22 protein-coding genes are annotated in these 19,699 nt (G+C 67.5%); 9 read left to right on the top strand and 13 right to left on the bottom strand.

The genetic code is table 11. The features are described 5' to 3' along the window. The first annotated feature begins 63 nt into the window (after positions 1 to 63). The 5 genes from EV652_RS24775 to EV652_RS24755 all read left to right on the top strand — a co-directional run bounded on the left by EV652_RS24775 (position 64) and on the right by EV652_RS24755 (position 3,816). Positions 64 to 669, top strand: a complete 606-nt coding sequence (locus EV652_RS24775) for a PQ-loop domain-containing transporter (protein ID WP_132211589.1) — start codon at positions 64 to 66, stop codon at positions 667 to 669. Positions 670 to 713: 44 nt separating this feature from the next. After that, positions 714 to 1,322, top strand: a complete 609-nt coding sequence (locus EV652_RS24770) for a hypothetical protein (RefSeq protein ID WP_132211588.1) — start codon at positions 714 to 716, stop codon at positions 1,320 to 1,322. 77 nt (positions 1,323 to 1,399) lie between these two features. After that, positions 1,400 to 1,924: an EXLDI protein gene (locus tag EV652_RS24765; RefSeq protein WP_132211587.1), complete on the top strand. Its 525-nt coding sequence runs from the start codon at positions 1,400 to 1,402 to the stop codon at positions 1,922 to 1,924. A gap of 144 nt (positions 1,925 to 2,068) precedes the next feature. Next, entirely contained in the window at positions 2,069 to 3,028 is a 960-nt protein-coding gene (locus tag EV652_RS24760; RefSeq protein WP_132211586.1) for an ATP-binding cassette domain-containing protein, read from the top strand. Then, complete coding sequence (locus tag EV652_RS24755; protein ID WP_132211585.1) at positions 3,025 to 3,816, top strand: ABC transporter permease; 792 nt, start codon at positions 3,025 to 3,027, stop codon at positions 3,814 to 3,816. The genes EV652_RS24760 and EV652_RS24755 overlap by 4 nt, the downstream gene beginning before the upstream one ends. 41 nt (positions 3,817 to 3,857) lie before the next feature. On the opposite strand, the gene EV652_RS24750 is transcribed toward EV652_RS24755, so the two are convergent. Then, entirely contained in the window at positions 3,858 to 4,559 is a 702-nt protein-coding gene (locus tag EV652_RS24750; RefSeq protein ID WP_132211584.1) for a pyridoxamine 5'-phosphate oxidase family protein, read from the bottom strand. 192 nt (positions 4,560 to 4,751) lie between these two features. Here EV652_RS24750 and pdxR point away from each other — a divergent pair, with 192 nt between their 5' ends. Then, positions 4,752 to 6,164, top strand: coding sequence for a MocR-like pyridoxine biosynthesis transcription factor PdxR (gene pdxR, locus EV652_RS24745; protein WP_132211583.1), 1,413 nt, complete (start codon positions 4,752 to 4,754; stop codon positions 6,162 to 6,164). On the opposite strand, the gene EV652_RS24740 is transcribed toward pdxR, so the two are convergent. The 9 genes from EV652_RS24740 to arfA form a co-directional block, all read right to left on the bottom strand. Beyond that, positions 6,113 to 7,003 (bottom strand): hypothetical protein, encoded by an 891-nt coding sequence (locus EV652_RS24740; protein ID WP_199238380.1) that lies wholly within the window; start codon positions 7,001 to 7,003, stop codon positions 6,113 to 6,115. The genes pdxR and EV652_RS24740 overlap by 52 nt on opposite strands. Positions 7,004 to 7,135: 132 nt before the next feature. Then, on the bottom strand, positions 7,136 to 7,510 hold the full coding sequence (locus EV652_RS24735) for a helix-turn-helix domain-containing protein (RefSeq protein ID WP_242001973.1): 375 nt from the start codon (positions 7,508 to 7,510) through the stop codon (positions 7,136 to 7,138). Then, entirely contained in the window at positions 7,507 to 7,677 is a 171-nt protein-coding gene (locus EV652_RS44700; protein WP_199238379.1) for a hypothetical protein, read from the bottom strand. The genes EV652_RS24735 and EV652_RS44700 overlap by 4 nt, the downstream gene beginning before the upstream one ends. A gap of 376 nt (positions 7,678 to 8,053) precedes the next feature. Continuing rightward, positions 8,054 to 9,052 (bottom strand): glycoside hydrolase family 43 protein, encoded by a 999-nt coding sequence (locus EV652_RS24725; protein WP_132211582.1) that lies wholly within the window; start codon positions 9,050 to 9,052, stop codon positions 8,054 to 8,056. 1 nt (position 9,053) lies between these two features. Continuing rightward, positions 9,054 to 11,270, bottom strand: a complete 2,217-nt coding sequence (locus EV652_RS24720) for a family 43 glycosylhydrolase (RefSeq protein WP_242001972.1) — start codon at positions 11,268 to 11,270, stop codon at positions 9,054 to 9,056. Positions 11,271 to 11,296: 26 nt separating this feature from the next. Further along, complete coding sequence (locus EV652_RS24715) at positions 11,297 to 12,124, bottom strand: carbohydrate ABC transporter permease (RefSeq protein WP_132211581.1); 828 nt, start codon at positions 12,122 to 12,124, stop codon at positions 11,297 to 11,299. Beyond that, a complete protein-coding gene (locus EV652_RS24710; protein WP_132211580.1) occupies positions 12,121 to 13,062 on the bottom strand; it encodes a carbohydrate ABC transporter permease in 942 nt (313 codons plus the stop codon). Before EV652_RS24710 ends, EV652_RS24715 begins: the two co-directional genes overlap by 4 nt. Before the next feature lie 2 nt (positions 13,063 to 13,064). Further along, the gene (locus tag EV652_RS24705; RefSeq protein WP_132211579.1) at positions 13,065 to 14,393 is read right to left on the bottom strand and encodes an ABC transporter substrate-binding protein; all 1,329 of its coding nucleotides are present in this window, start codon (positions 14,391 to 14,393) and stop codon (positions 13,065 to 13,067) included. Further along, positions 14,390 to 15,895, bottom strand: coding sequence for an arabinosylfuranosidase ArfA (arfA, locus tag EV652_RS24700; RefSeq protein ID WP_132211578.1), 1,506 nt, complete (start codon positions 15,893 to 15,895; stop codon positions 14,390 to 14,392). The genes EV652_RS24705 and arfA overlap by 4 nt, the downstream gene beginning before the upstream one ends. A 93-nt stretch (positions 15,896 to 15,988) precedes the next feature. Between arfA and EV652_RS24695 the strand changes: the two genes are divergently transcribed. After that, positions 15,989 to 16,369 (top strand): VOC family protein, encoded by a 381-nt coding sequence (locus EV652_RS24695; protein WP_132211577.1) that lies wholly within the window; start codon positions 15,989 to 15,991, stop codon positions 16,367 to 16,369. A gap of 100 nt (positions 16,370 to 16,469) precedes the next feature. Beyond that, the gene (locus tag EV652_RS24690; protein ID WP_132211576.1) at positions 16,470 to 17,471 is read left to right on the top strand and encodes a LacI family DNA-binding transcriptional regulator; all 1,002 of its coding nucleotides are present in this window, start codon (positions 16,470 to 16,472) and stop codon (positions 17,469 to 17,471) included. On the opposite strand, the gene EV652_RS46215 is transcribed toward EV652_RS24690, so the two are convergent. The 3 genes from EV652_RS46215 to EV652_RS24680 all read right to left on the bottom strand — a co-directional run bounded on the left by EV652_RS46215 (position 17,468) and on the right by EV652_RS24680 (position 19,052). Next, positions 17,468 to 17,677, bottom strand: coding sequence for a M14 family zinc carboxypeptidase (locus tag EV652_RS46215; protein ID WP_369410042.1), 210 nt, complete (start codon positions 17,675 to 17,677; stop codon positions 17,468 to 17,470). The two genes, EV652_RS24690 and EV652_RS46215, sit on opposite strands and share 4 nt — an antisense overlap. An 80-nt stretch (positions 17,678 to 17,757) precedes the next feature. Beyond that, positions 17,758 to 17,880, bottom strand: a complete 123-nt coding sequence (locus tag EV652_RS45845; RefSeq protein WP_255512622.1) for a hypothetical protein — start codon at positions 17,878 to 17,880, stop codon at positions 17,758 to 17,760. A 26-nt stretch (positions 17,881 to 17,906) separates the two neighbouring features. Continuing rightward, positions 17,907 to 19,052 carry an FAD-dependent oxidoreductase gene (locus EV652_RS24680; RefSeq protein WP_242001971.1) on the bottom strand — a complete coding sequence of 382 codons (1,146 nt, stop codon included), beginning with the start codon at positions 19,050 to 19,052 and terminating at the stop codon, positions 17,907 to 17,909. Positions 19,053 to 19,145: 93 nt separating this feature from the next. On the opposite strand from EV652_RS24680, the gene EV652_RS24675 reads away from it, so the two are divergent. Beyond that, positions 19,146 to 19,697, top strand: coding sequence for a TetR/AcrR family transcriptional regulator (locus EV652_RS24675; RefSeq protein WP_132211575.1), 552 nt, complete (start codon positions 19,146 to 19,148; stop codon positions 19,695 to 19,697). Positions 19,698 to 19,699 lie beyond the last annotated feature (2 nt).

The following is a 19,699-nucleotide window of genomic DNA, read 5'->3' as shown; positions in this document are numbered from 1 at the left end:
GTGGGCGTCGATCGAGCATGAATTAGCACGATATCGTCGCCGGATCAGACGTAATTTTGCGACATGCTCGACCTTCTGCCCATCGCCGCCGCCGTCTTCGGCATCCCGCAGTACCTGCCGCAGATCGTCAAGCTGCGCGCGACCGGCGACACAGCCGGGGTGTCCTGGTCCTGGGCGACGCTGACCAGCCTCAACAACGCGGCCTGGTTCGTGTACTTCATGCTGTCGGGCTACTGGACCGCGAGTCTGCCGTCGACCGCCGCGAGCCTGCTGGCCGGCACGGTCGCGGTGATGCTGGTACGACGTGGCGCCCTGAACCGACGTGCAGTCGGCTGGATCGGCGGATGGGCCGGCCTGCTCGTCATCGCCGGTGTGGTCGGCGGTCGGGTCGGCCTGGGTACGCTGCTCGCCGCCGCCTCGATCGTCCAGGTCGCGCCCTCGCTCTGGACGGCGTACCGGACCGCTCACCCGACCGGGATCTCGCAGCTGACCTGGGCGCTGGTGTTCGGCGAACTGTCCTGCTGGCTGGCCTTCGGCCTGTGGAAAACCGACGCCCGGCTGATCACACTCGGCGCGACCGGGGTCCTCGCCAGCGTGCTGATGCTCGCGCGCGCCCGCCGTACCGCCGTGAATCTTGCGGGCATCGACGGGGCGGGGAGCCGGGCGTAACGTCGAGGTGCCGACCAACGGCTTGAGAGACGGGGAGGGTCACCATGTTCGTTCAGGTCATTCAGGGACAGGTAACAGACGCAGCTCAGGCGCACGCCGCGCTCGACCGGTGGGTGGAGGAACTGGCACCCGAGGCGACCGGCTGGCTGGGGACCACCGCCGGTGTCACCGAGGACGGGCGGTTCATCGCGCTGGCGCGGTTCGAGTCCGCCGAAGCCGCCCGCCGGAACAGCGAATCACCCGCTCAGGACAAGTGGTGGCACGAGTTCTCGTCGGTGCTCAGCGGTGACGCCAGCTTCCACGACAGCGACGACGTAGTGGTCGACGTCCAGGGCGAGCCCGACGCGGCCGGCTTCGTGCAGGTCATGCAGGGTGCGGGCAACAACCCGGAGCGTGCTCGCGAGCTGATGGGCCAGGACTCGGAGCTGTGGGCGGACTTCCGGCCCGACGTCATCGGCAGTGTGGCCGCGATGTACGGCGAGGGCGACTACACGATGGCCATGTACTTCACCAGCGAGGCCGAGGCCCGCGAGGGCGAGCAGAAGACGCCGCCACCGGAGCTGCAGGCGCAGATGGACGAGATGCAGTCGCTGTCCTCCGGCCCGCCCACGTTCTTCGACCTCAAGCAGCCCTGGCTCTACTCACCCAGCTGAGGCCACGTCTACGTAGAGATATATGTAGACATCTTCGCTCCTCCTACGTATAGTTCTACGTAGGAGGAGACAAGACGATGCCCAACAAGACGATCTACGTGTCGGACGACGACCTGCCGCTGTACAAGAAGGCGCAGGAGCTCGCCGGGAACCTGTCCTCGGCGATCTCCATCGCGCTGCGCAAGTACGTCGAGCTGGAGGAAGGCCGACTCGAGGGGTACGACGAGATCACCGTGCGGGTTGGCCGGGGGACCGGCCGCAAGCAGCGGTTCTCCGGCGTACTGCTCGCCGAAGGCGGCCGCTCCAGTAAGCACGGGTACGAAGCGTTCAAGATCTACCGCAGCCGCAGCGGAAAGTTCGTCCTGCACGCGGACCGCCGTAACCAGTACGTCCAGGGTGCCAGCGAGGAGGAGTACCTCAGCGGCTGGCGCAGCTGGATCGGCAACTGGAGCACCGACCAGTCCTGGAGCATGGCGCAGGGCGAGGCGACCCTGCAGGTCGTGGACTCGGTCGAGGAAATGCGTGACCTGATCCCGGAGGACCTCTACGGACTGGTCGAGGAAGCCGACAAACAGCCCGCGGTGGAGGACCTCGACATCTGATCCACCACCACCGCTAACAGCACAGCCCTGATCCACCGACCGCGCCGGCGGCTCGGCTGGATCAGCACGCCCTGAATCTCTCCTCCCCAACCCATTAGGCCACCTGGGCCAGGTTCACCCTGCCCGAAAACAAGCGAGGAACCCATGTCATCAGCAATTGACGTGCGCGGTCTGCACAAGTCGTACGGCGACAAGCTCGTACTCGACGGCATCGACCTGAACGTTGCCGAAGGCACCATCTTTGCGCTGCTCGGCCCGAACGGCGCCGGCAAGACCACCGCGGTGCAGATCCTGTCCACCCTGATCACCGCCGACGCCGGCGAGATCCGGGTGGCCGGCCACGACCTGAACCAGGACCCGGAGGCGGTGCGCGCCGCGATCGGCGTCACCGGCCAGTTCTCCGCGGTCGACGGCCTGCTCACCGGCCAGGAGAACCTAATCATGATGGCCGACCTCTACCACCTCGGCCGGAGCGAAGGACGCCGCCGGGCAGCCGAGCTGCTGGAGCAGTTCGACCTGGTCGAGGCCGGCAAGAAGATGGCCATGACGTACTCCGGCGGGATGAAGCGCCGGCTCGACCTGGCCATGACGTTGGTCGGCAGCCCGCGGATCATCTTCCTGGACGAGCCGACCACTGGTCTGGACCCGCGGAGCCGGCACAGCATGTGGCAGCTCATCCGCGAACTGGTGGCCGGCGGTGTCACCGTCCTCCTCACCACGCAGTACCTGGAGGAGGCGGACCAGCTCGCCGATCAGATCGCCGTACTGGATCAGGGCCGATTGGTTGCCCAAGGCACCCCGGAGCAGCTGAAACGGAGGGTGCCAGGCGGGCACATCCGGCTTCGGTTCACCGCGCCGGAGGAGTTCGCATTGGCCGGCCAGGTCCTGCCGTCCGCGTCCCGGGACGAGGACGCCCTGGTCCTCCAGGTGCCGAGCGACGGCAGCGTGCACACGCTGCGAGCGCTGCTGTCCCGGATCGACGACGCCTCCCTCGAAGTGGACGAGTTGACCGTCCACACCCCCGACCTGGACGACGTGTTCTTCGCCGTCACCGGCCAGCCCACCACCCACGAGAACGCAGAAGAGAAAGTGACGAACAAATGAGCACCGTGAGCTACCCGATGGCCGACACCGCCACGATGTTGCGCCGCAACCTGCGGCACGCCCTGCGCTACCCCGGACTGTCGCTCGGCGCCATCGGGATGCCGGTCATCATGATGCTGCTGTTCGGCGTGGTCTTCGGCAAGACCTTCTCGGCCGGTCTCGGCGGGGGCAACGGCTTCGAGTACATCGACTTCCTCACCCCGGGCATCCTGCTGATGTCCATCGCGTCCGGGACGATGTCCCCCGCGGTCGGCGCCGCCATGGACATGACCGAGGGCATCGTCGCCAGGTTCCGGACGATGGCGATCTTCCGGCCGGCCGTGCTGACCGGGCACGTGCTGGGCAACACGATCCTGACGGTCGTCAGCCTGGTCCTGGTGGTCGGCTTCGCCATCCTGATCGGGTTCCGGCCGAACGCGTCGCTCGGCGACTGGCTGCTGGCGAGCGGGTTGCTGATCGCGCTGACCGTCGCACTGACCTGGTTCGCGATCGCGCTGGGCCTGACCAGCAAGACCGCGGAAGGGGCGAGCAACATCGTCCTGCCGATCAGCTTGCTGCTGCCCTTCCTGAGCAACACCTTCATCCCGCTGGAGTCGATGCCGAGCGGCATCCGCTGGTTCGCCGAGTACCAGCCGTTCACCGCGATCATCGACACCCTGCGCCACCTGCTGCTGGGGGCGCCGATGGACAGCGGCACCGGCTGGCTCGCCATCGCCTGGTGCGTGGCCATCGCCCTGGTCGGCTACTTCTGGGCCCAGAAGACCTACAACAAGGGCACGGCCGCCTGACCCAGCGCGCTTTCCGGAAGATCGGTGCCGCTCTGTGCAACTTATGTTCCGAAGATCGAACCTCCTTGGCTCGGGGCGCCAAGGAGGTTCGCTCGTGTCCGCACGTGGGCGGGCACGAGGAGGTCGCAGTCGGAGTTGGTGACGGGCTCGTCGGCGACGACGCGGAGCGGCAGGACGCCTGTCCAGTAGGGCAGATCGACGTCCTCGGGCTCGTCGTTGGCCTCGCCGGCGCGGGTCTTGACGGAGGCTTCGGTCAGCGAAAGCGCGAGCACCGACGTCTTGGCGAGCTCCTTGCGGTTGGGTGGGCGGACCGCGGTGGAGCGGCCGGGGACCAGGTGGTCGACGATGCGGTTGAGCCCGTGGAGCTCCTCGTCCGGGTCAGTCACCAGGCGGGGTACGCCGAAGATCACCGCGGAGCGGTAGTTCACCGAGTGGTGGAAGGCCGAGCGAGCCAGGACCAGTCCGTCCGTGTGGGTGATGGTCACACAGATGGTCTGCTCCGGTGCCGCGACCACACTGCGGGCGGCGACCGAGCCGTGCAGGTACAGGGTGCCGTCAGTCCCTCGATTGAGGTCCACGCCGTACGCCGTGGGCAGCACGAGCGGTGCGCCGTCGACGACGACACCCAGGTGGCAGAACATGCCGTCGAGGAGTACGTCGTACAGCGCCTGGCGATCGGTGGCGGCACGCTCCTTCGAACGGCGCAGGGACGTCCGGTCGGTCGGCTGGAGCGGTGTAGTCATGGGGCCTCCCGGCCTGGACTGAGGAGCGGAGGGAGCGAAGCGACTGGAGTGACGAGGGAAGGCCGGGAGCCGATGCCCCATGACCCCGCCGGCGCCGAAGGCCCGGCCAAAAGCACTGTCATATGACCAAGGTTGGGGGATTCAGTGGCATGCTGGCACGGTCCATTCCCGATCGAATCAGGTAGTCCATTCGTGGAGAGTTCGCTGCCGCTGATCCTCGATCGCGCCGCCGGGCTGCCGCTGCACCTGCAGTTGGCCGAGCAGTTCCGGGCCGCGATCCGGGACGGGCGTCTCCAGGCCGGCCACCGGCTGCCGTCCACGCGGGACCTGGCGAAGGATCTCTCCGTCTCGCGGTCTGTTGCGCAGGCGGCGTACGACCAACTCCATGCCGAAGGCTGGATCGAGGGTCGCCCCGGCGCCGGGACCTTCGTGACGGACGTCGTACCGCTGCAGCCCGCCGTACGGCGTAGTCCTGCACCCAGGCCGGATCCGACGGCCGACCTCCTCACGCTGCGGCCCGGCATCCCGTACATCGGCCCGACGCCCGACCCCGGTTGGCGGCGGGCCTGGCGTGAGGTGTCGGCCCAGTCACCGCCGCGTGGGTACGACGACGCGGCCGGACTGCCCGTGCTCCGGGAGGCACTCGCCGAGCACGTCGGCCGGGTCCGCGGGATCGCGTGCGGACCGGAGAACCTGCTCATCACCAACGGCACCGTCCACGGTCTCCGCCTTCTGCTCGCGGTCGCCATGCAGCCGGGCGAGCGGATCGCGATCGAGGATCCCGGCTACCTGAACGCGGTCGTCGCCGCTCGGGACCATTGGCTCGAGATCGTCGACGTACCTGTGGACGAGGACGGCCTGCGGGTCGGGGCCCTCACCGATGATGTCCCGGCGGCGTACGTCACGCCGTCGCACCAGTACCCGCTCGGCGGCCGGCTACCCGTTGCCCGGCGCAACGAACTGATCCGGTGGGCGCGCCGGACCGGGGCGATGCTGATCGAGGACGACTACGACAGCGAGTTCCGGTACGACGTCGCGCCGCTGCCCGCCCTCGCACAACTGGACCTGGATCGGGTCGTCCATCTCGGCACGTTGTCGAAGACACTCAGCCCGTCCCTCCGGCTCGGCTGGCTGGTCGCCTCCGACACGATGATCGACCGGCTCGCCACCTTCCGCGCCGAGTCGGGCGATTGGCCGGGCTGGCCGATGCAGGCGGCCCTGCTCGCGATGCTCCGCGACGGCTACCTCGACCAGGCCGTCCGCCGCGGTCGGCGCCTGTACGCCGACCGCCGCATCCACACTTGCTCGGTGCTGGCGCCGTACGGCCAAGTCATCGGCCAAGACGCCGGCCTGCACATCACCCTGCTGCTGCCGGAGTACGTCGACGACCGGCAGGTGACCGCGGACGCGCTGGCGGCCGGAGTGGTGATCGCCCCGCTGTCGGAGTACCGCCGCTCAACCCCCGGCCCACCCGGCCTCGTCATCGGCTACGCGACCCCATCGACCGAGGACCTGCACACAGCACTCGGCCTACTGACCGAGGTCCTCGACCGTCACTCGCCGTTGAGGGGGTCGACGGAGGCGACGCCGGCCCAACGGAAGTAGACCGGGTCGGGGTACGTGCCCTGGACCTTGCCGAGGCCTTGGATCACCGTGGACAGTCCGTTCGCGTGCCCGACGGCGTACAGGTAGCCCGCCTTCGTGTCCTTGTCGATGCCGAGGAGCCACGTGCCGTACTGGCCGCACTTGCTGGCGATCAGCTTCTCGAAGCCCTGCCAGGTCCTGCTGCGCACCACCTTGACCACCGGCTTCATCGGCGAGGTGGTCGGGACGTGGATGGTGTAGAGCGCACCACCGCGCGTGCTGGCCAGGAACGTGTCGTATGTGCGGGTCTTACTGATCAGCGCCATCGACTTGACCGAGGCGAACCCGGGGGTGGAGCCGGTGCGACTCCACGTTCCCTGGCGGACGTTCCACCTGAACAGCATGCCGTCGTTCCGCAGGCCGTACGCCGTCGTGCGCGCGGGCGATCCGGCTGCCTCGTACTGCGAGACCTCCAGGGCGGTGAAGTTCGTCCAGCCCCCGCCGATCCGCTGCAGGTCGTTCGGCCAGCCCGGGTCGATCGAGCCCTCGGTGGTGATCGAGTACTTCCGCTGGTACAGCGAGTCGCCCTGCAGCACCCAGCCCGCGATGTCGGCGCCCACGACGTTCGGGTTGGTGGTGAAGGTGGTGCTGATCCGCACCGTGCCCGGTGCGAAGACGCCGGGGGTGGTCCCGCCGGGCGTGTTCGGGGTCGGCCCACCGGTGTGCGCACCGTCGGCCGTGACGGATCCGGCGTACACCCGACAGGTCGCGGCCGATCCCTCCACAGCCGCGTGCGCGGGCCCGCCGAACCCCGCAGCAGCCAGCACGGCCGCCGCAGCAATGCTGATGCTTCGTCTCATGGTCGTTCCCGGTGTGAGGTCTGAGACTTCCAAAGAGCTCGATGCGCACCGGACCCGAAAAGTTACGTCACTCGCCGTCGAGCCCATGCCACACCCCAAGCACGGCGAAGGAAAGATCAGGACCGGGTGGTTCTAGGCCGAGCGAGGCTCGCGGAACTGGTCGAGGTCGAGTTCGACCTCCATGCCGTTGAGGATTGCCACGATGCGGGGATGTTCCGCTCCCGTCGCATGCAGATAGTCCGCGAGGGTCGACAGCAGCATGTCGCTCCGACGCTCGAGCCGGGAGACAACCGCTTGGCCGACACCAAGTCTTTCTGCGACTTCTACCTGAGTCAGGTCCCCGGCACGACGGATCATGGCGAGGTTCTCGGCATAGACCCGGTCCATCTCCCGAGCCTCGGCTTCGACCTCGGCGACCCCGGCCGCGATGTCGGGGCGGGCCAGCAACTGGTCGAGTCGCGCGTTGCCGCGAACGAAGGTCGTTCGCTCGGACTTCTTCCTGCTCATGACCGTCCTCTCAACGCTTCTCGTTTCCACTGGTCGATGAGACCGTCAGCGCGAGCGCCGACGGAGTTGTAGAACACGTCGCCGATCCGCGCCTTGTCGCCCGCGAACAGTGCGACGACCACGGTGTCGGACTCCGGCGGAAACCAGCAGATGAGCCGCACGGCCACGCCAGGTCGATACGGATGTGAGACCCGCCAGAGCTGATGGCGCTTCGACTGGCGGATCCACCGGAGCGTCGCGGTCTCGGTGTCACGCGTGGGTGGTTCTTTGAGCTCCTGCAGGTGTTTGAGCGCCGCCGTAACCAGGATGAGGACTGCTTCGCATGCGCCTCTCCCTTCTCGACTCGCGCCTCGAGGTCATCGAGCCAAGCACTGAAGTCAGCCGGCCAGTCGATCTGCACCGATCAACTATGACACCCAGGACATATGACTTCAAAATCATATCCACTGGTGTATGGGCAGGCAACGAGTATGCGAGAACCGTTATCTTCAAAGCTTCGGCGGGTGGATCGCCGGGCGATTGCGCGCGCGTCGACCTGGGGGTCTAGGGGTGGTTGGGGTTGTCTTTTTGGGGTGGTTGTACGGCGGGGGTGTCGGCGGACCAGGTGAGTTCGGAGAGCCACATGGTGCGGCCGGGTGGGTCTAGTCCTACGGCGGCGGGGTCCCAGGCGTGGTAGATGAACCAGTAGCGGTTGTCCTTGAGCAGGACCATGTTGTGGCCTGGGCCGGCGGCATCATCTGTGCTGGTGAGGATGGGGTCACCGGACTTGGCGCAGGGGCCGGTGGGGGTGGTGCAGAGGGCGTGGCCGACGGCGTACGTTTCCTTGTCGTAGGCGTTGGCGGAGTAGAAGAGATGGAACTTGCCGTTGCGTTCCACCATGTACGGCGCCTCGACCAGGTTGCCTTCCCACTCGAGATCCTGCTTGATCATTCGGTGGGTGGGACCGACCAGCGTGAGGCCGTCGGGGGAGAGTTCGGAGACGTAGATCCAGGTGTCGACGCCGATCGCGTTACCGTCGTTCTTCCAGTAGAGCCAGCGCTTCCCGGACGAGTCCTGGAACGGCGACGCGTCGATCGAACCACCCTCGGCTTCCTGACAGACCAAGGGCTTGGACGATTTGTCGACATATGGACCCGTGGCCGCAGACGCCACCGCGACACCGATGCACTGACGCCCGGACGCGTCATCGGACGTCGTGTAGTACATGACGTACCGATCAGCAGCATGTACGGCGACCTCCGGCGCCCACACCTTGCCCGGTGTCGTCCACGTGGGCAGCGACGGCAACGCGTCACCGACCTGTTCCCACGACACCAGGTCGCCCGACTTCAGCGTCTGCACGTTGCCGAGCGGACCGTTCGTCGCGAACGCGACGTAACCGTTGTCCACGGCAATCACCTGTGGATCGGCGAAGTTGGTGTCGTAGACCGGATTGGTAAAGCCCATCGTCGTCTCCTCCGACTCCGACTCCGACGCACGGCTGGGGTCGCTGCAGCCACCCAATGCGAACAGCAGCAGCAACAACCCCAGCCGACGTCTCATCTCACTTGCTCTCGTAGAACCGCAGGTACTCGAACGTGGCTACCGGCGGAACCGCAGTACCGGTGAACTCACCATGCGCATACAACCCGAGCTTCGCCGGAGCGGGCAGCACCCACGACGCGCCCCAGGTCCAGTTCTTCCCATCGACCGAGGTCGCGGCGCGGTAGACGTGCTCACCCGCGGCGTTCTTGCTGTACGCGAGCCGCATCCACAACGTCGGCGCCGATCGCCCGATCGCGGCCGCACCGTAGTTGGTCGCACCGTCCGACGGCCGTACCACCAGTTCACGCCCGAACTCGGTCTGCCGGGTCCGCCAGATCGCGACGTTCCCGAGCCGCGCGAAGTCGCTGTCGTTCAGGTACGCGATCATCCCGGCCTGCTGGTAGTTGCGGATGTCGCCCTCACCGAGGTCGAGGTTCAGCTTGGTCTCCGCGATCCAACTGTCCGTCGAAGGCGTGGTGTGGAAGAGCAATCCGGCAGTGTTCCCGCCACCGACCAGATCAGCGTTCTCCAGCGGCCACGACAACTTGCCGTCAGCAACAACCGCCTTGTCGTCCGGCCGCACCCACGACCACGCCGGGCCCAGGTCACCATCAAAGTCGTCGCCCGCCAGCAAGTTCCCCGTCTGCGGTACGTCGGCCAACCGTCGTACCGGAGCAGCGACCGGCCGCACCGTCAGGTTGTCCACCTCGGCCGACCCGAGCCACGCCACCGGCGCCGACTTGACCACCAATCCGGGTACGACGAGCTGCGCCTCGGCGTACACGTCACCCAGACCGGCGTCGTTGAGCCGCGCTGTCACCGTCGAGCCGGACACCTGGACGATGAGCTTGTTCCACGCAGACCGATCGAAGTCGGCCGGCAAGGTAGCAGATGCGGTACGACGACCAGCCACGACAGTCACCTTCGAGCCCGACACCGACGCGACGACCGCGCCACCGCCAAGCACCGTGGTGAAGTTCTTCCCCAGCCGTACGTCGGCCTCGACCCGCAGCGACCCACCAGGAGCCGACTGTCGCGTCCGCGCCGCACCGGAGATCGAAGCACTCGGACCACCAAGCGCATCACCAGGCTGCCGCGACGCACCAAGCAGTCCGCCGGCCGGATCGGTCGAGGAGATGCCCATCCCCGATCCGGTCGTCGGTGCCGGTACCGGACCCTCGGATGGGCCGAGGCCGGCCCGGGTCCGCGGCCAGCCGTCGATCCAGTCGATCCGGTCGATCAGCATCGGGCGCCGGTTGATCCCGAACGGGTCGGTCAGCCACGGCGTACCGCGGGCGATCGCGTGGTAGACGATGTGGTCCTGCCCAGCCGCGTCGGTCATGAACGCGTGGTGGCCGGGCCCGATCCACTTGTTGCCGTTCTGCGTGATGACCGTCGTACCGCCGACGCGCGACTCGTTCAGCGAAGCGCCGTCGGCGTCGAGGAACGGCCCGCGCGGCGACTTCGAGCGGCCGGCGAAGACCGAGTAGCCGGTGGTCGGGCCGGCGCAGCAGTTCATCGACGAGCCCATCAGGTAGTACCAGCCGTCGCGGTAGACGGCGTACGCACCTTCGTAGCGGTCGCCGATCGTCACCTGGGTGGGCTCTCCGACCGCGTGCAGGCCGTCCTCGGTCACTTCGGTGACGGAGATGCCGCCGTAGAAGCCGCCGTAGTACAGGTACCGCTTGCCGTCGGCGGCGGTGAGCAGGGCCGGGTCGATGGTGCCGAAGTAGCCGCCGTTCCCGTCCGGCTTGGGGGTGACGACCGGGCCGTCGGTGGCGGTCCACGGTCCCGCCGGGGTCGGGGCGGTGGCCACGCCGATCGCAGGATCGCCACCGGGGTTGGCCGCGGTGTCGGTGACGGTGAAGTACATGACGTACTTGCCGTCGAAGTAGCGGATGTCGGGCGCCCAGAAGAAGGAGCCGGGCGCCGCCCAGGCGGGCTTGGTCTGGTCGTTGAAGACGGTGCCGAGGTACTCCCAGGAGCTGAAGTCCTTGGTCCGGGCCATGTGCATCAGGCCGAACGGGCCGTTCGCGACCAGCGGGTCGGAGGTGGCGTACGCATACCAGTAGCCGTCCCGGCCCTGGATGATCGACGGATCGGCGAACGTGTCGGCGAAGCTCGACGAGATGGCGTTGGTGGTCGTGCCAGGTGGTGCGGCGGTGGCTGCCGACGTACCGGCAGCCACTGCGGCCACAGCAAGCGCTGCGGCCAGTAGTCGTCTCTTGGAAGGCACAGGCGGGTCCCCTCTCAGAACAGATGTCAACCTTTGATGCCGCTGCGCGCGACACCTTCGATCACGTACCGCTGGACGAAGACGTAGAGGATCAGCACCGGTACGGCGGCGACCGTCGCGCCGGCCATGATCACCGGATAGTCGGTCGTATAGGCCCCCTGCAGCAGGGACAGACCGGCGGGCAGGGTGAGCCGCTCGGGGCTGAACAGCACGAACAGCGGCCAGATGAAGTCGTTCCAGTTCGTCAGGAACGACAGCACGGTGAGGGTGGCCAGGGCCGGTTTGGCGTTCGGCAGGATGATCCGGGTGAAGATGGTCCAGGCGTTCGCGCCGTCGATCAGCGCGGTCTCCTCGAGCTCCTTCGGGATCGCCAGGAAGAACTGCCGCATGAAGAAGACGCCGAAGGCCCCGGCGGCACCGGGCACGATCAGCGCCCACAGCGTGTCCAGCCACGCGAACTGATCCATCAGCAGGTAGTTGGGCATCAGGAAAACGAACCCCGGCACGAACAGCGTCAGCAGGATCACGCTGAAGATCGCGTTCTTGAACCGGAAGTTCATCCGGGCCAGCGCGTAGCCGGCCATCGAGGCGACCGCGACCACCAGCAGCGCGTGCAGAGCGGCCGCGGCGAAGCTGTTCATCGCCCACCGCAGCACGGGGTTCTGCCCGCCGGTGGTGAGGACCTCGCCGTACGCCCGGGCGGTCGGATCCTGCGGGACCAGCGTCGGCGGATCGGTTTGCGACTCCCCGATGGTCTTGAAGGAGGTGATCACCATCCACAGCAGCGGAAGGATCACCAGCAGGGTCAGCAGGATGACCAGGATCCAGAACGCGGCCGACGGTCGGCGTCTCATGATTTGCGCTCCCTGATCAAGGCGAGGACGACCAGCGAGACGATCGCGAGCGCGGCGGTCAGCAGGTAGCTCATCGCGGTCGCCTGACCCATCCGGAACTGGCCGAAGCCGGTGTCGGTGATCACCATCAGCGCGGTGGTGGTCGAGTCACCGGGACCGCCCTGAGTGATCAGCAAGGACTGGCCGAACATGTTCGCGCTGGCCAGCAGGGTGATCGTGACGATGAAGACGGTGACCGGCCGCAGTCCGGGCAGTGTCACGTTGCGGAACTGCTGCCAGGTACTGGCGCCGTCCAGCTCGGCCGCCTCGTACTGCTCGGCCGGGATGTCCTGCAACCCGGCCAGATAGATGATCGAGTTGAAGCCGGCTGTCCACCACACGGTAACGGCGACGAGCGATATCCACGCCCATGGCTGGTCGTTCGTCCAGCCGATCTCGGGCAGGCCGAACAGTTCGAGGAACGCGTTCAGGATGCCGAAGTTGGTGTCCAGGATGTAGCGGAACATCAGGCCGATGACCGCGACGCCGAGGACGAAGGGCGCGAAGTACACGGCCCGGAAGAAGGTCCGGCCGGGGAACTTCCGGTTCAGCAGCACGGCCAGGCCGAGCGGGACCGCCACCAGGAACGGCACCGAGGCGACCGTGAAGATCCCGGTCGCCCGCATGCTGTGCCAGAACGGCTCGGCCGTGGCCGACAGCGGGTCGAACAGGTCCTTGTAGTTCTGCAGGCCGACGAACGGCTTGCGCGGAAGCTGGAAGTCCCAGTCGTGCAGACTCATCCAGAACCCGAACAGGGCCGGCCCGACCACGAACAGCAGGAACAGCAGGAGATAGGGCGCGAGGAACAGGTACGGCGTCGCGCGGCCGTGCCCCCGGACCGCGGTCGAGGCGCGGGTGCGACGCCTGCGGATCGCACCCGCGTTTGCCTGCACGGCCATCGCTACGCGCCGTACTTCTTGCGGTTCGCCTCCAGGATCTTGTCAGCTCGCGCCGCCGCGTCGCCGAGCGCCTTGGCCGGCTCGGTCTTCAGCAGCACCGCCTCGTTGACGGCCTTGTTCAGCTCGTTCAGCGCGTCACCGATGCCGGGCACCGACGGCGGGAAGTGCAGGTCGTCGATCTGGGTGGCCAGCGCCGCCTGCTCCGGCAGTGCCTTGAATTCGGCCGACTCGCGAACCTGCTTGCGGGCCGGGACCTGACCGCCTTTGGCCCACTCCAGCGACTTCTGGCTGATGTAGTTGACGAACACCCGGGCGGCGGTCGACTTGTTCTGGTCCGCCGTCTTCAGCTTCGGCAGGACGAACTGGTGGGAGCCGGCCCAGGCGGCCTTGGTCCCGCCGATGTTCGGCAGCGGAGCGACGCCCCACTCCAGGCCCTTCTTCTCCTTGAACGTGTTGATGTTCCAGATGCCGTTCCAGACGAAGGCGTTCTTGCCGTTCATCACCGCGATGTTGTCCGCGTCCTGGGCGACGTTCTTCGGGCTGTGCCCGTTCTTCACCAGGTCGGAGAACCAGGTCAGCGCCTTCACGCCGCCCTCCTCGTGCCAGGTCGCCTTCGAGGAGTCGTCGTTGAACAGGTCGCCGCCGAACTGCCAGAGCAGCGCCTGCACGGTGAGCACGCCGGTGAACGGGAACGGGGTGGCCCAGTGACCCTGGATCCCCTTGCCCTTCAGCGCGTCGAGGGCCGCGGCGTACTCGTCGGCGTTGGTCGGCGGCTTGGCCGGGTCGAGGCCGGCCTGGCTCATCACGGTCTTGTTGTAGAAGAAGCCCAAGGGGTGCACGTCCAGCGGAATGCCGTAGCGCTTGCCGTTGAACTCCCCGGCCTTCCACACCACCTCGGAGAAGTCCTCCTGCTTGAGCTCGAGCGCTTTGGCGACGTCGTCGAGCGGCTCGATCACGTTCCGGGCGGCGTTCGTGGCGAGCGAGTCGACGTGCATGATCGCGACCGCGGGACCACGCCCGCTGCCGACCGCGGTGGGCAGCTTGGTGTAGTAGTCGGCCCACTGCATCACGGTCATCTTGACCTTGATGTTGGCGTTCTCGGAGTTGAACTGGTCGACCAGTTTCCGCATGTACGGGCCGTCACCGCCGGTGAAGCCGTTCCAGAAGTCGAGTTCGACGTTCGGGCCGTCGTACCCCTTCGCGCCGCCGTCGCCGGTCGCGGGCGCGGCGCCGGGCTTACCGGCCGAGCCTTCGCCGCAACCGGCCAGGATGCCGGCCGCACCGGCCGCACCGATACCGCCCAGAACAAGGCGTCGGCTGATGGTGTTCATGGTGTTCCTCCAGGGGAGAGGCGAATCAGGTGCCACGAGGCCGGGGGCAACGTGGCGGTGCAGCTGCCGTTGACGATTCCGGTGTCGTCGACGGGCCGGGGCACCACCCGGTCCGGGTTGTCGACGGTGTTCACCGCGGCCCGGTCGTCGTCGTGGAGAGCCAGGTGTTCGACCACCCGGTACCCAGGCGCCAACGGAACCTCGAGATCGACCTTGTCCGTCTCGCTCCGATTCACGACGAACACGGACAGTTCGCCGGTGCTTTCGTCGTACGTCGCTGTGCTCCACAGCGCGGGGATGCGGCCGAACGCGGCGGTGTCCACGTCCGGACCGCCGGTCACCGCGGTCCGCAGGACGGTCGGTCCGGCGTACTTCGCGGTCAGGGCGAACGGATGGAAGATGGTCTGCCGCCAGGCCCGGCCGTCCGGTTCGGTCCGGATCGGGCCGATCACGTTGACCAGTTGCGCGAGGCAAGCGATCTTGACCCGGTCGGCGTGCCGGAGCAGGGTGATCAGCAGGCTGCCGACCACCACCGCGTCGTCGACGGTGTAGGTGTCCTCGATCAGTGGGCCGACCTCGCGGATGTCGAGACCGAGCTCACCGGGGAAGTGCTGCTGGTACCAGACGTTCCACTCGTCGAACGACAAGCTCATCTCCTTGTCGCTGCGCTTGAGCGCCTTCACGTGGTCGGCGGTCGCGACGACGGAGCTGATGAACCGGTCCATCTCCTCGGACGCGGCCAGGAAGCTCGCCTGGTCGCCGTTCTTCGGTTCGTAGTACGCGTGCAGGCTGATGTGGTCGACCAGGTCGTAGGTGCGCTCGAGGACGACCCGCTCCCACTCGCCGAAGGTCGCCATCCCGGCGTTGCTCGAACCGCAGGCGACCAGCTCGAGACCGGGGTCGACCCGGCGCATAGCGTTCGCTGTCTCCTCGGCCAGCCGGGCGTACTCCTCAGCCGTTTTGTGGCCGATCTGCCAAGGGCCGTCCATTTCGTTGCCAAGGCACCACACCCTGATGTCGTGCGGCTCCGCGGTCCCGTTGGCCACCCGGCGGTCGGGCAGCTCCATGCCGGCCGGGAGGTTGCAGTACTCGAGCAGCTCGACGGCTTCCTTGATGCCGCGGGTGCCGAGGTTCACCGCCCAGATCGGCTCGACCTCCGCCTTGCGCGACCAGGCGACGAACTCGTCGGTGCCGAACTGGTTCGGCTCGATCGCCCGCCAGGCCAGGTCCAGGCGGCGCGGCCGCTGCTCCTTCGGCCCGACGCCGTCCTCCCAGTCGTAGTTGGAGACGAAGTTGCCGCCGGGGTAGCGGATCGTGGTGACCCCGAGCTCGCGGACCAGCTCCAGTACGTCCTGACGGAAGCCGTCCGGATCGGCCGTCGCGTGCCCGGGTTCGTAGATGCCGGTGTAGACGCAGCGTCCCATGTGCTCGACGAACGAGCCGAACAACCGCCGGTCGAGCGCCCCGACGACGAACGCAGGGTCCACCACAAGCCGTGCCACGAAGCCTCCCGGCGGCCTTTACAACGTTTAACGTGAAGTTCTACAACGATTGACATCACCTGTAAAGGGCTCGCCGCCCGCACACTGGTGGACATGCCGAGAATCCAGTCCGTCGTGATCCACTGTCACGACCCCTACCTGCTCGCGCCGTTCTGGAGCCTGGCCACCGGCCTGCCCGTGCACCCGGACGACGTCAAGGCGCTGGCCTCGCACTCCCTGGACGAGGACGAGTCCGTCCTGCTCGGGGCTCGCGACGGGTTCCACGTCTGGATCACGCCGGCCGCCGAGCTCAAGCCGGTAGGCCGGATTCACCTCGACGTCACCGGCGAGGACGGCGCCCTCAGGTCGCTGCTCAAGGCCGGCGCGTCCGTCGTCCGGGAGCTGCCGCACTGGACCGTGCTGTCCGATCCGGAAGGCAACGAGTTCTGTTTCGTGCCGGCCGTGGCACACTCAGGAAACGCGAGTGTCCCGTAAGCGATGTGGCTTGAACGATAGCGGTGTCCAGGTGCGTGCCTGGGCGCCGATAGCGTCAAGCCACATCGCTTACGGGACACTAGGTGAGACGGAGGTACGGATGACGACCAGGCTGAGTGATGTGGCGGCGCGCGCCGGTGTGTCGGTGAAGACGGTGTCGAACGTCATCAACGACTATCCACACATCACCTCGCAGACCCGGGCGAAGGTCGAGGCGGCGATCGCGGCGCTGGACTACCGGCCGAACGTGAGCGCCCGTTCGCTACGCAAGGGCCGGTCGGACTTCATCGCACTCGCCATCCCGGAGATGGCCTCGCCGTACTTCGCCGAGCTCGGCGCCGCGATCAGCCGGGCCGCGAAGAAGCGTGGCATCACCGTGCTGATCGACCAGACCGAGGGCGAGTCCGCGGCCGAGAAGCTGGTCCTGGATGGGATGCGCGGGCAACTGATCGACGGCATCATCTTCTCGCCGATCACCACCGCACCGACGAAGATCGACTCAGCCGGTACGGCGAAACCCCTGCTCCTACTGGGCGAACGGCCCGCCGCCGGCACCTTCGACCACGTCGCGGTCGACTCGGTCAAAGCGTCCTTCGACGCGACGACGCACCTCATCTCGATCGGCAGACGCCGGATCGCCGCCATCGGTGTCGGCGGTGGCGCGGGCACTGGCGCCGTACGACGGAAGGGCTATCGGAAGGCTCTGAAAGCGGCCGGTCTGCCGCATGATCCTGCGCTGGAGCTGGCCGGGACGGGATACCACCGACCGGACGGCGCGGCCTCGATGCGGGAGTTGCTGGCGTTGCCCGAGCCGCCGGATGCCGTGTTCTGCTTCAACGATCTGCTCGCCTTGGGTGCATTGCGGACGCTGGCCGATGCCGGGTTGTCGGTGCCGGACGACGTCGCAGTGGTGGGCTTCGACGACATCGAGGACGGCCGCTTCCACTCGCCCTCGCTGACCACGATCTCACCGGACAAGGAGTGGCTGGCCGAGAACGCGGTCGACCTGTTGCTCGAGCGCATCTCCGGGAACGCTGAGGCCGCTCGTCGCGACCTCAGCGTCCCGTACACGTTGGAGATCCGGGAGTCGACGGCCGGTTAGAACGCGGCCTTGCAACCGATGGTCAGTTCACCCGACGGCCACTCCCTTGCATGGTGCAGTCCGACCATCAGGAACACCGGCTTGCCGTCGCTGGTGTTGACGTCTCGGCTGATCTCGAGGCCGCGGATCGTCCGGTTCTCCAGCGAGGTCTCCTTCAGCGTGAACAGCTTCGCCTTGGTCGGATACTGCTGCGCGAGACTGGCCAGGTCGTTGTTGTAGTCGGCAGCTGCCGGTACGCCGTACGCCCACTGGGCAAGGTGGCGGCGACCTTCTTCGAGGCGACGGCTCAGGCGTACTCGGCGTCGGCCTTCTCCCGCTCACGGTCGGCGCCGGCCAGGTCGTCCTCGATCACCGACCAGCTGAACCCCGGCCAGCCGTAGCAGCCGGAGGTCGCTGTTGCCGTAGGCAACCAGGTCGGTGTAACCCGGCCCGGACTTAGCGCTCCGGGATGGCGGCCAGTTGCTTGGCCAGCCCGCCCTGTGTCTTCCGCAGCTTGCCGGCGAGTCCGAGTACGGCGTTGCGCAGCGGGCGGACCGGTCGCGGCACATTCGCGAGGCGGGTCAGCCGGTGAGCGAGCCCAACCACGCGGATGGCCTCGGCGCGACTGTTGGTCGCGTAGGTGTCGAGCTCCGACTCGTTGCCCTGGTTCAGCGCTGTGGACAGCGCGTCGGCCAGAGTGATCGCGTCACGCAGACCCAGGTTCATGCCCTGGCCGCCGGCCGGGCTGTGGGTGTGCGCGGCGTCGCCGGCCAACAGCACACGACCGTCGCGATAGGTGTCCGCGACCCGCTCGTGGATCCGGAACCGCGACCCCCAGATCACCTCGGTCACCTTCGGCGAGTTCTTCTTCGGCCCGCGCGCCGTGAGCAACCGCTGGGCGTACGCGACATCCGGATCCTCGGGCGCCTTGTCCACCGACGCGACCAACCGGAACGATCCGTCCGGCAGCGGCGCGATCACCAGCAGCCCTGCGGTCGCGAACGACAGTGAGACCTCCTCCGCCGGCAACCCTTCGGCCCGGACGTCCACCAGGCTGAACGACAGCTGCAAGGTGTTGCCCGGCATCTTCAGCCCGGCGAGCTCCCGGATCGTGCTGTTCATACCGTCGGCGGCCACGACGTACTGCGCCTTGATCACGTCACCGCTGTCCAGCGTCACCTCGGCGCCGTCCGCGGACTGGGTCAGGCCGGTAGCGGCGTACGGGCGCAGCACTGTCCCGCCGAGCTCCTCGAGCCGCTCGAGCAGGATCTGCTCGGTCTGCCACTGCGGAATCATCAGCGTGAACGGGTAGTCGGTGGGCAGGTCGCGGAAGCTGACCGGGACGAGCCGGCGGTCGCCGTCGCGGATCGCGAAGTCCTGCAACTCCAGGCCGAGCTCGACCAGGCGCTTGGTGACGCCGATCCGATCGAGCATCTCCAGCGTCCGGGCGTGGATGACGGAAGCCCGCGAGGTGTTCGACCCCTCGGCCTGCTTGTCGACCACCGCCACGGAGTGTCCGTGCAGCCGTAGCCCGACCGCCACCGCGAGCCCGACCGGACCCGCACCCACCACCACGACATCTGCCTGCTTCGGAGTCATCATCGCTCCCCCTTCTCAGATTTATCAACGGTTGTTGACTTTTACTGTAGGCAGGCCAGGATGAAAAGTCAACAAGTGTTGGCATATGCTCTGGGCATGGCAGAACGGAAGTCCGATCGGACCCGGGCGGCGATCCTCGCGGCAGCCCGGGAGCGGTTCGGCGCGGACGGGTACGAGCGGGCCACGATCCGGGCAATCGCGGCGGACGCGGCGATCGACCCGGCGATGGTGATGCGGTACTACGGCAACAAGGAGAAGTTGTTCGCCGCGGCGGCCGAGTTCGATCTGCGGTTGCCCGACCTCAGCGGCGTACCTCGGGAGCAGTTGGGGGAGGCGCTGATCCGGCACTTCCTGACCCGGTGGGAGGGGGACGACACGCTGCGGGCGCTCCTGCGGGCAGCGGTCACCAACGAGACTGCGGCCGAGCGGATGCGGCAACTGTTCGCCGCACAGCTCGGACCGACGCTGCGGGAACTCGCGGTCGACGCGCCGGCCGTCCGGGCCGGCTTGGTCGCCAGTCAGGCGCTCGGGCTGGCGCTGTGCCGCTACATCCTCGAGATCGGACCTGTCGCGACGCTCTCGCATGACGACGTCGTCGCCTGGCTCGGCCCGACCCTGACCCGGTATCTCACCGCGCCGCTGCCCTGAAG

Source organism: Kribbella steppae (assembly GCF_004342025.1).
Taxonomy (GTDB): Bacteria; Actinomycetota; Actinomycetes; order Propionibacteriales; family Kribbellaceae; genus Kribbella; species Kribbella steppae.
The sequence above is the reverse complement of the archived record's forward strand: the minus strand, read 5'-3'. Positions and strand labels throughout refer to the sequence as shown.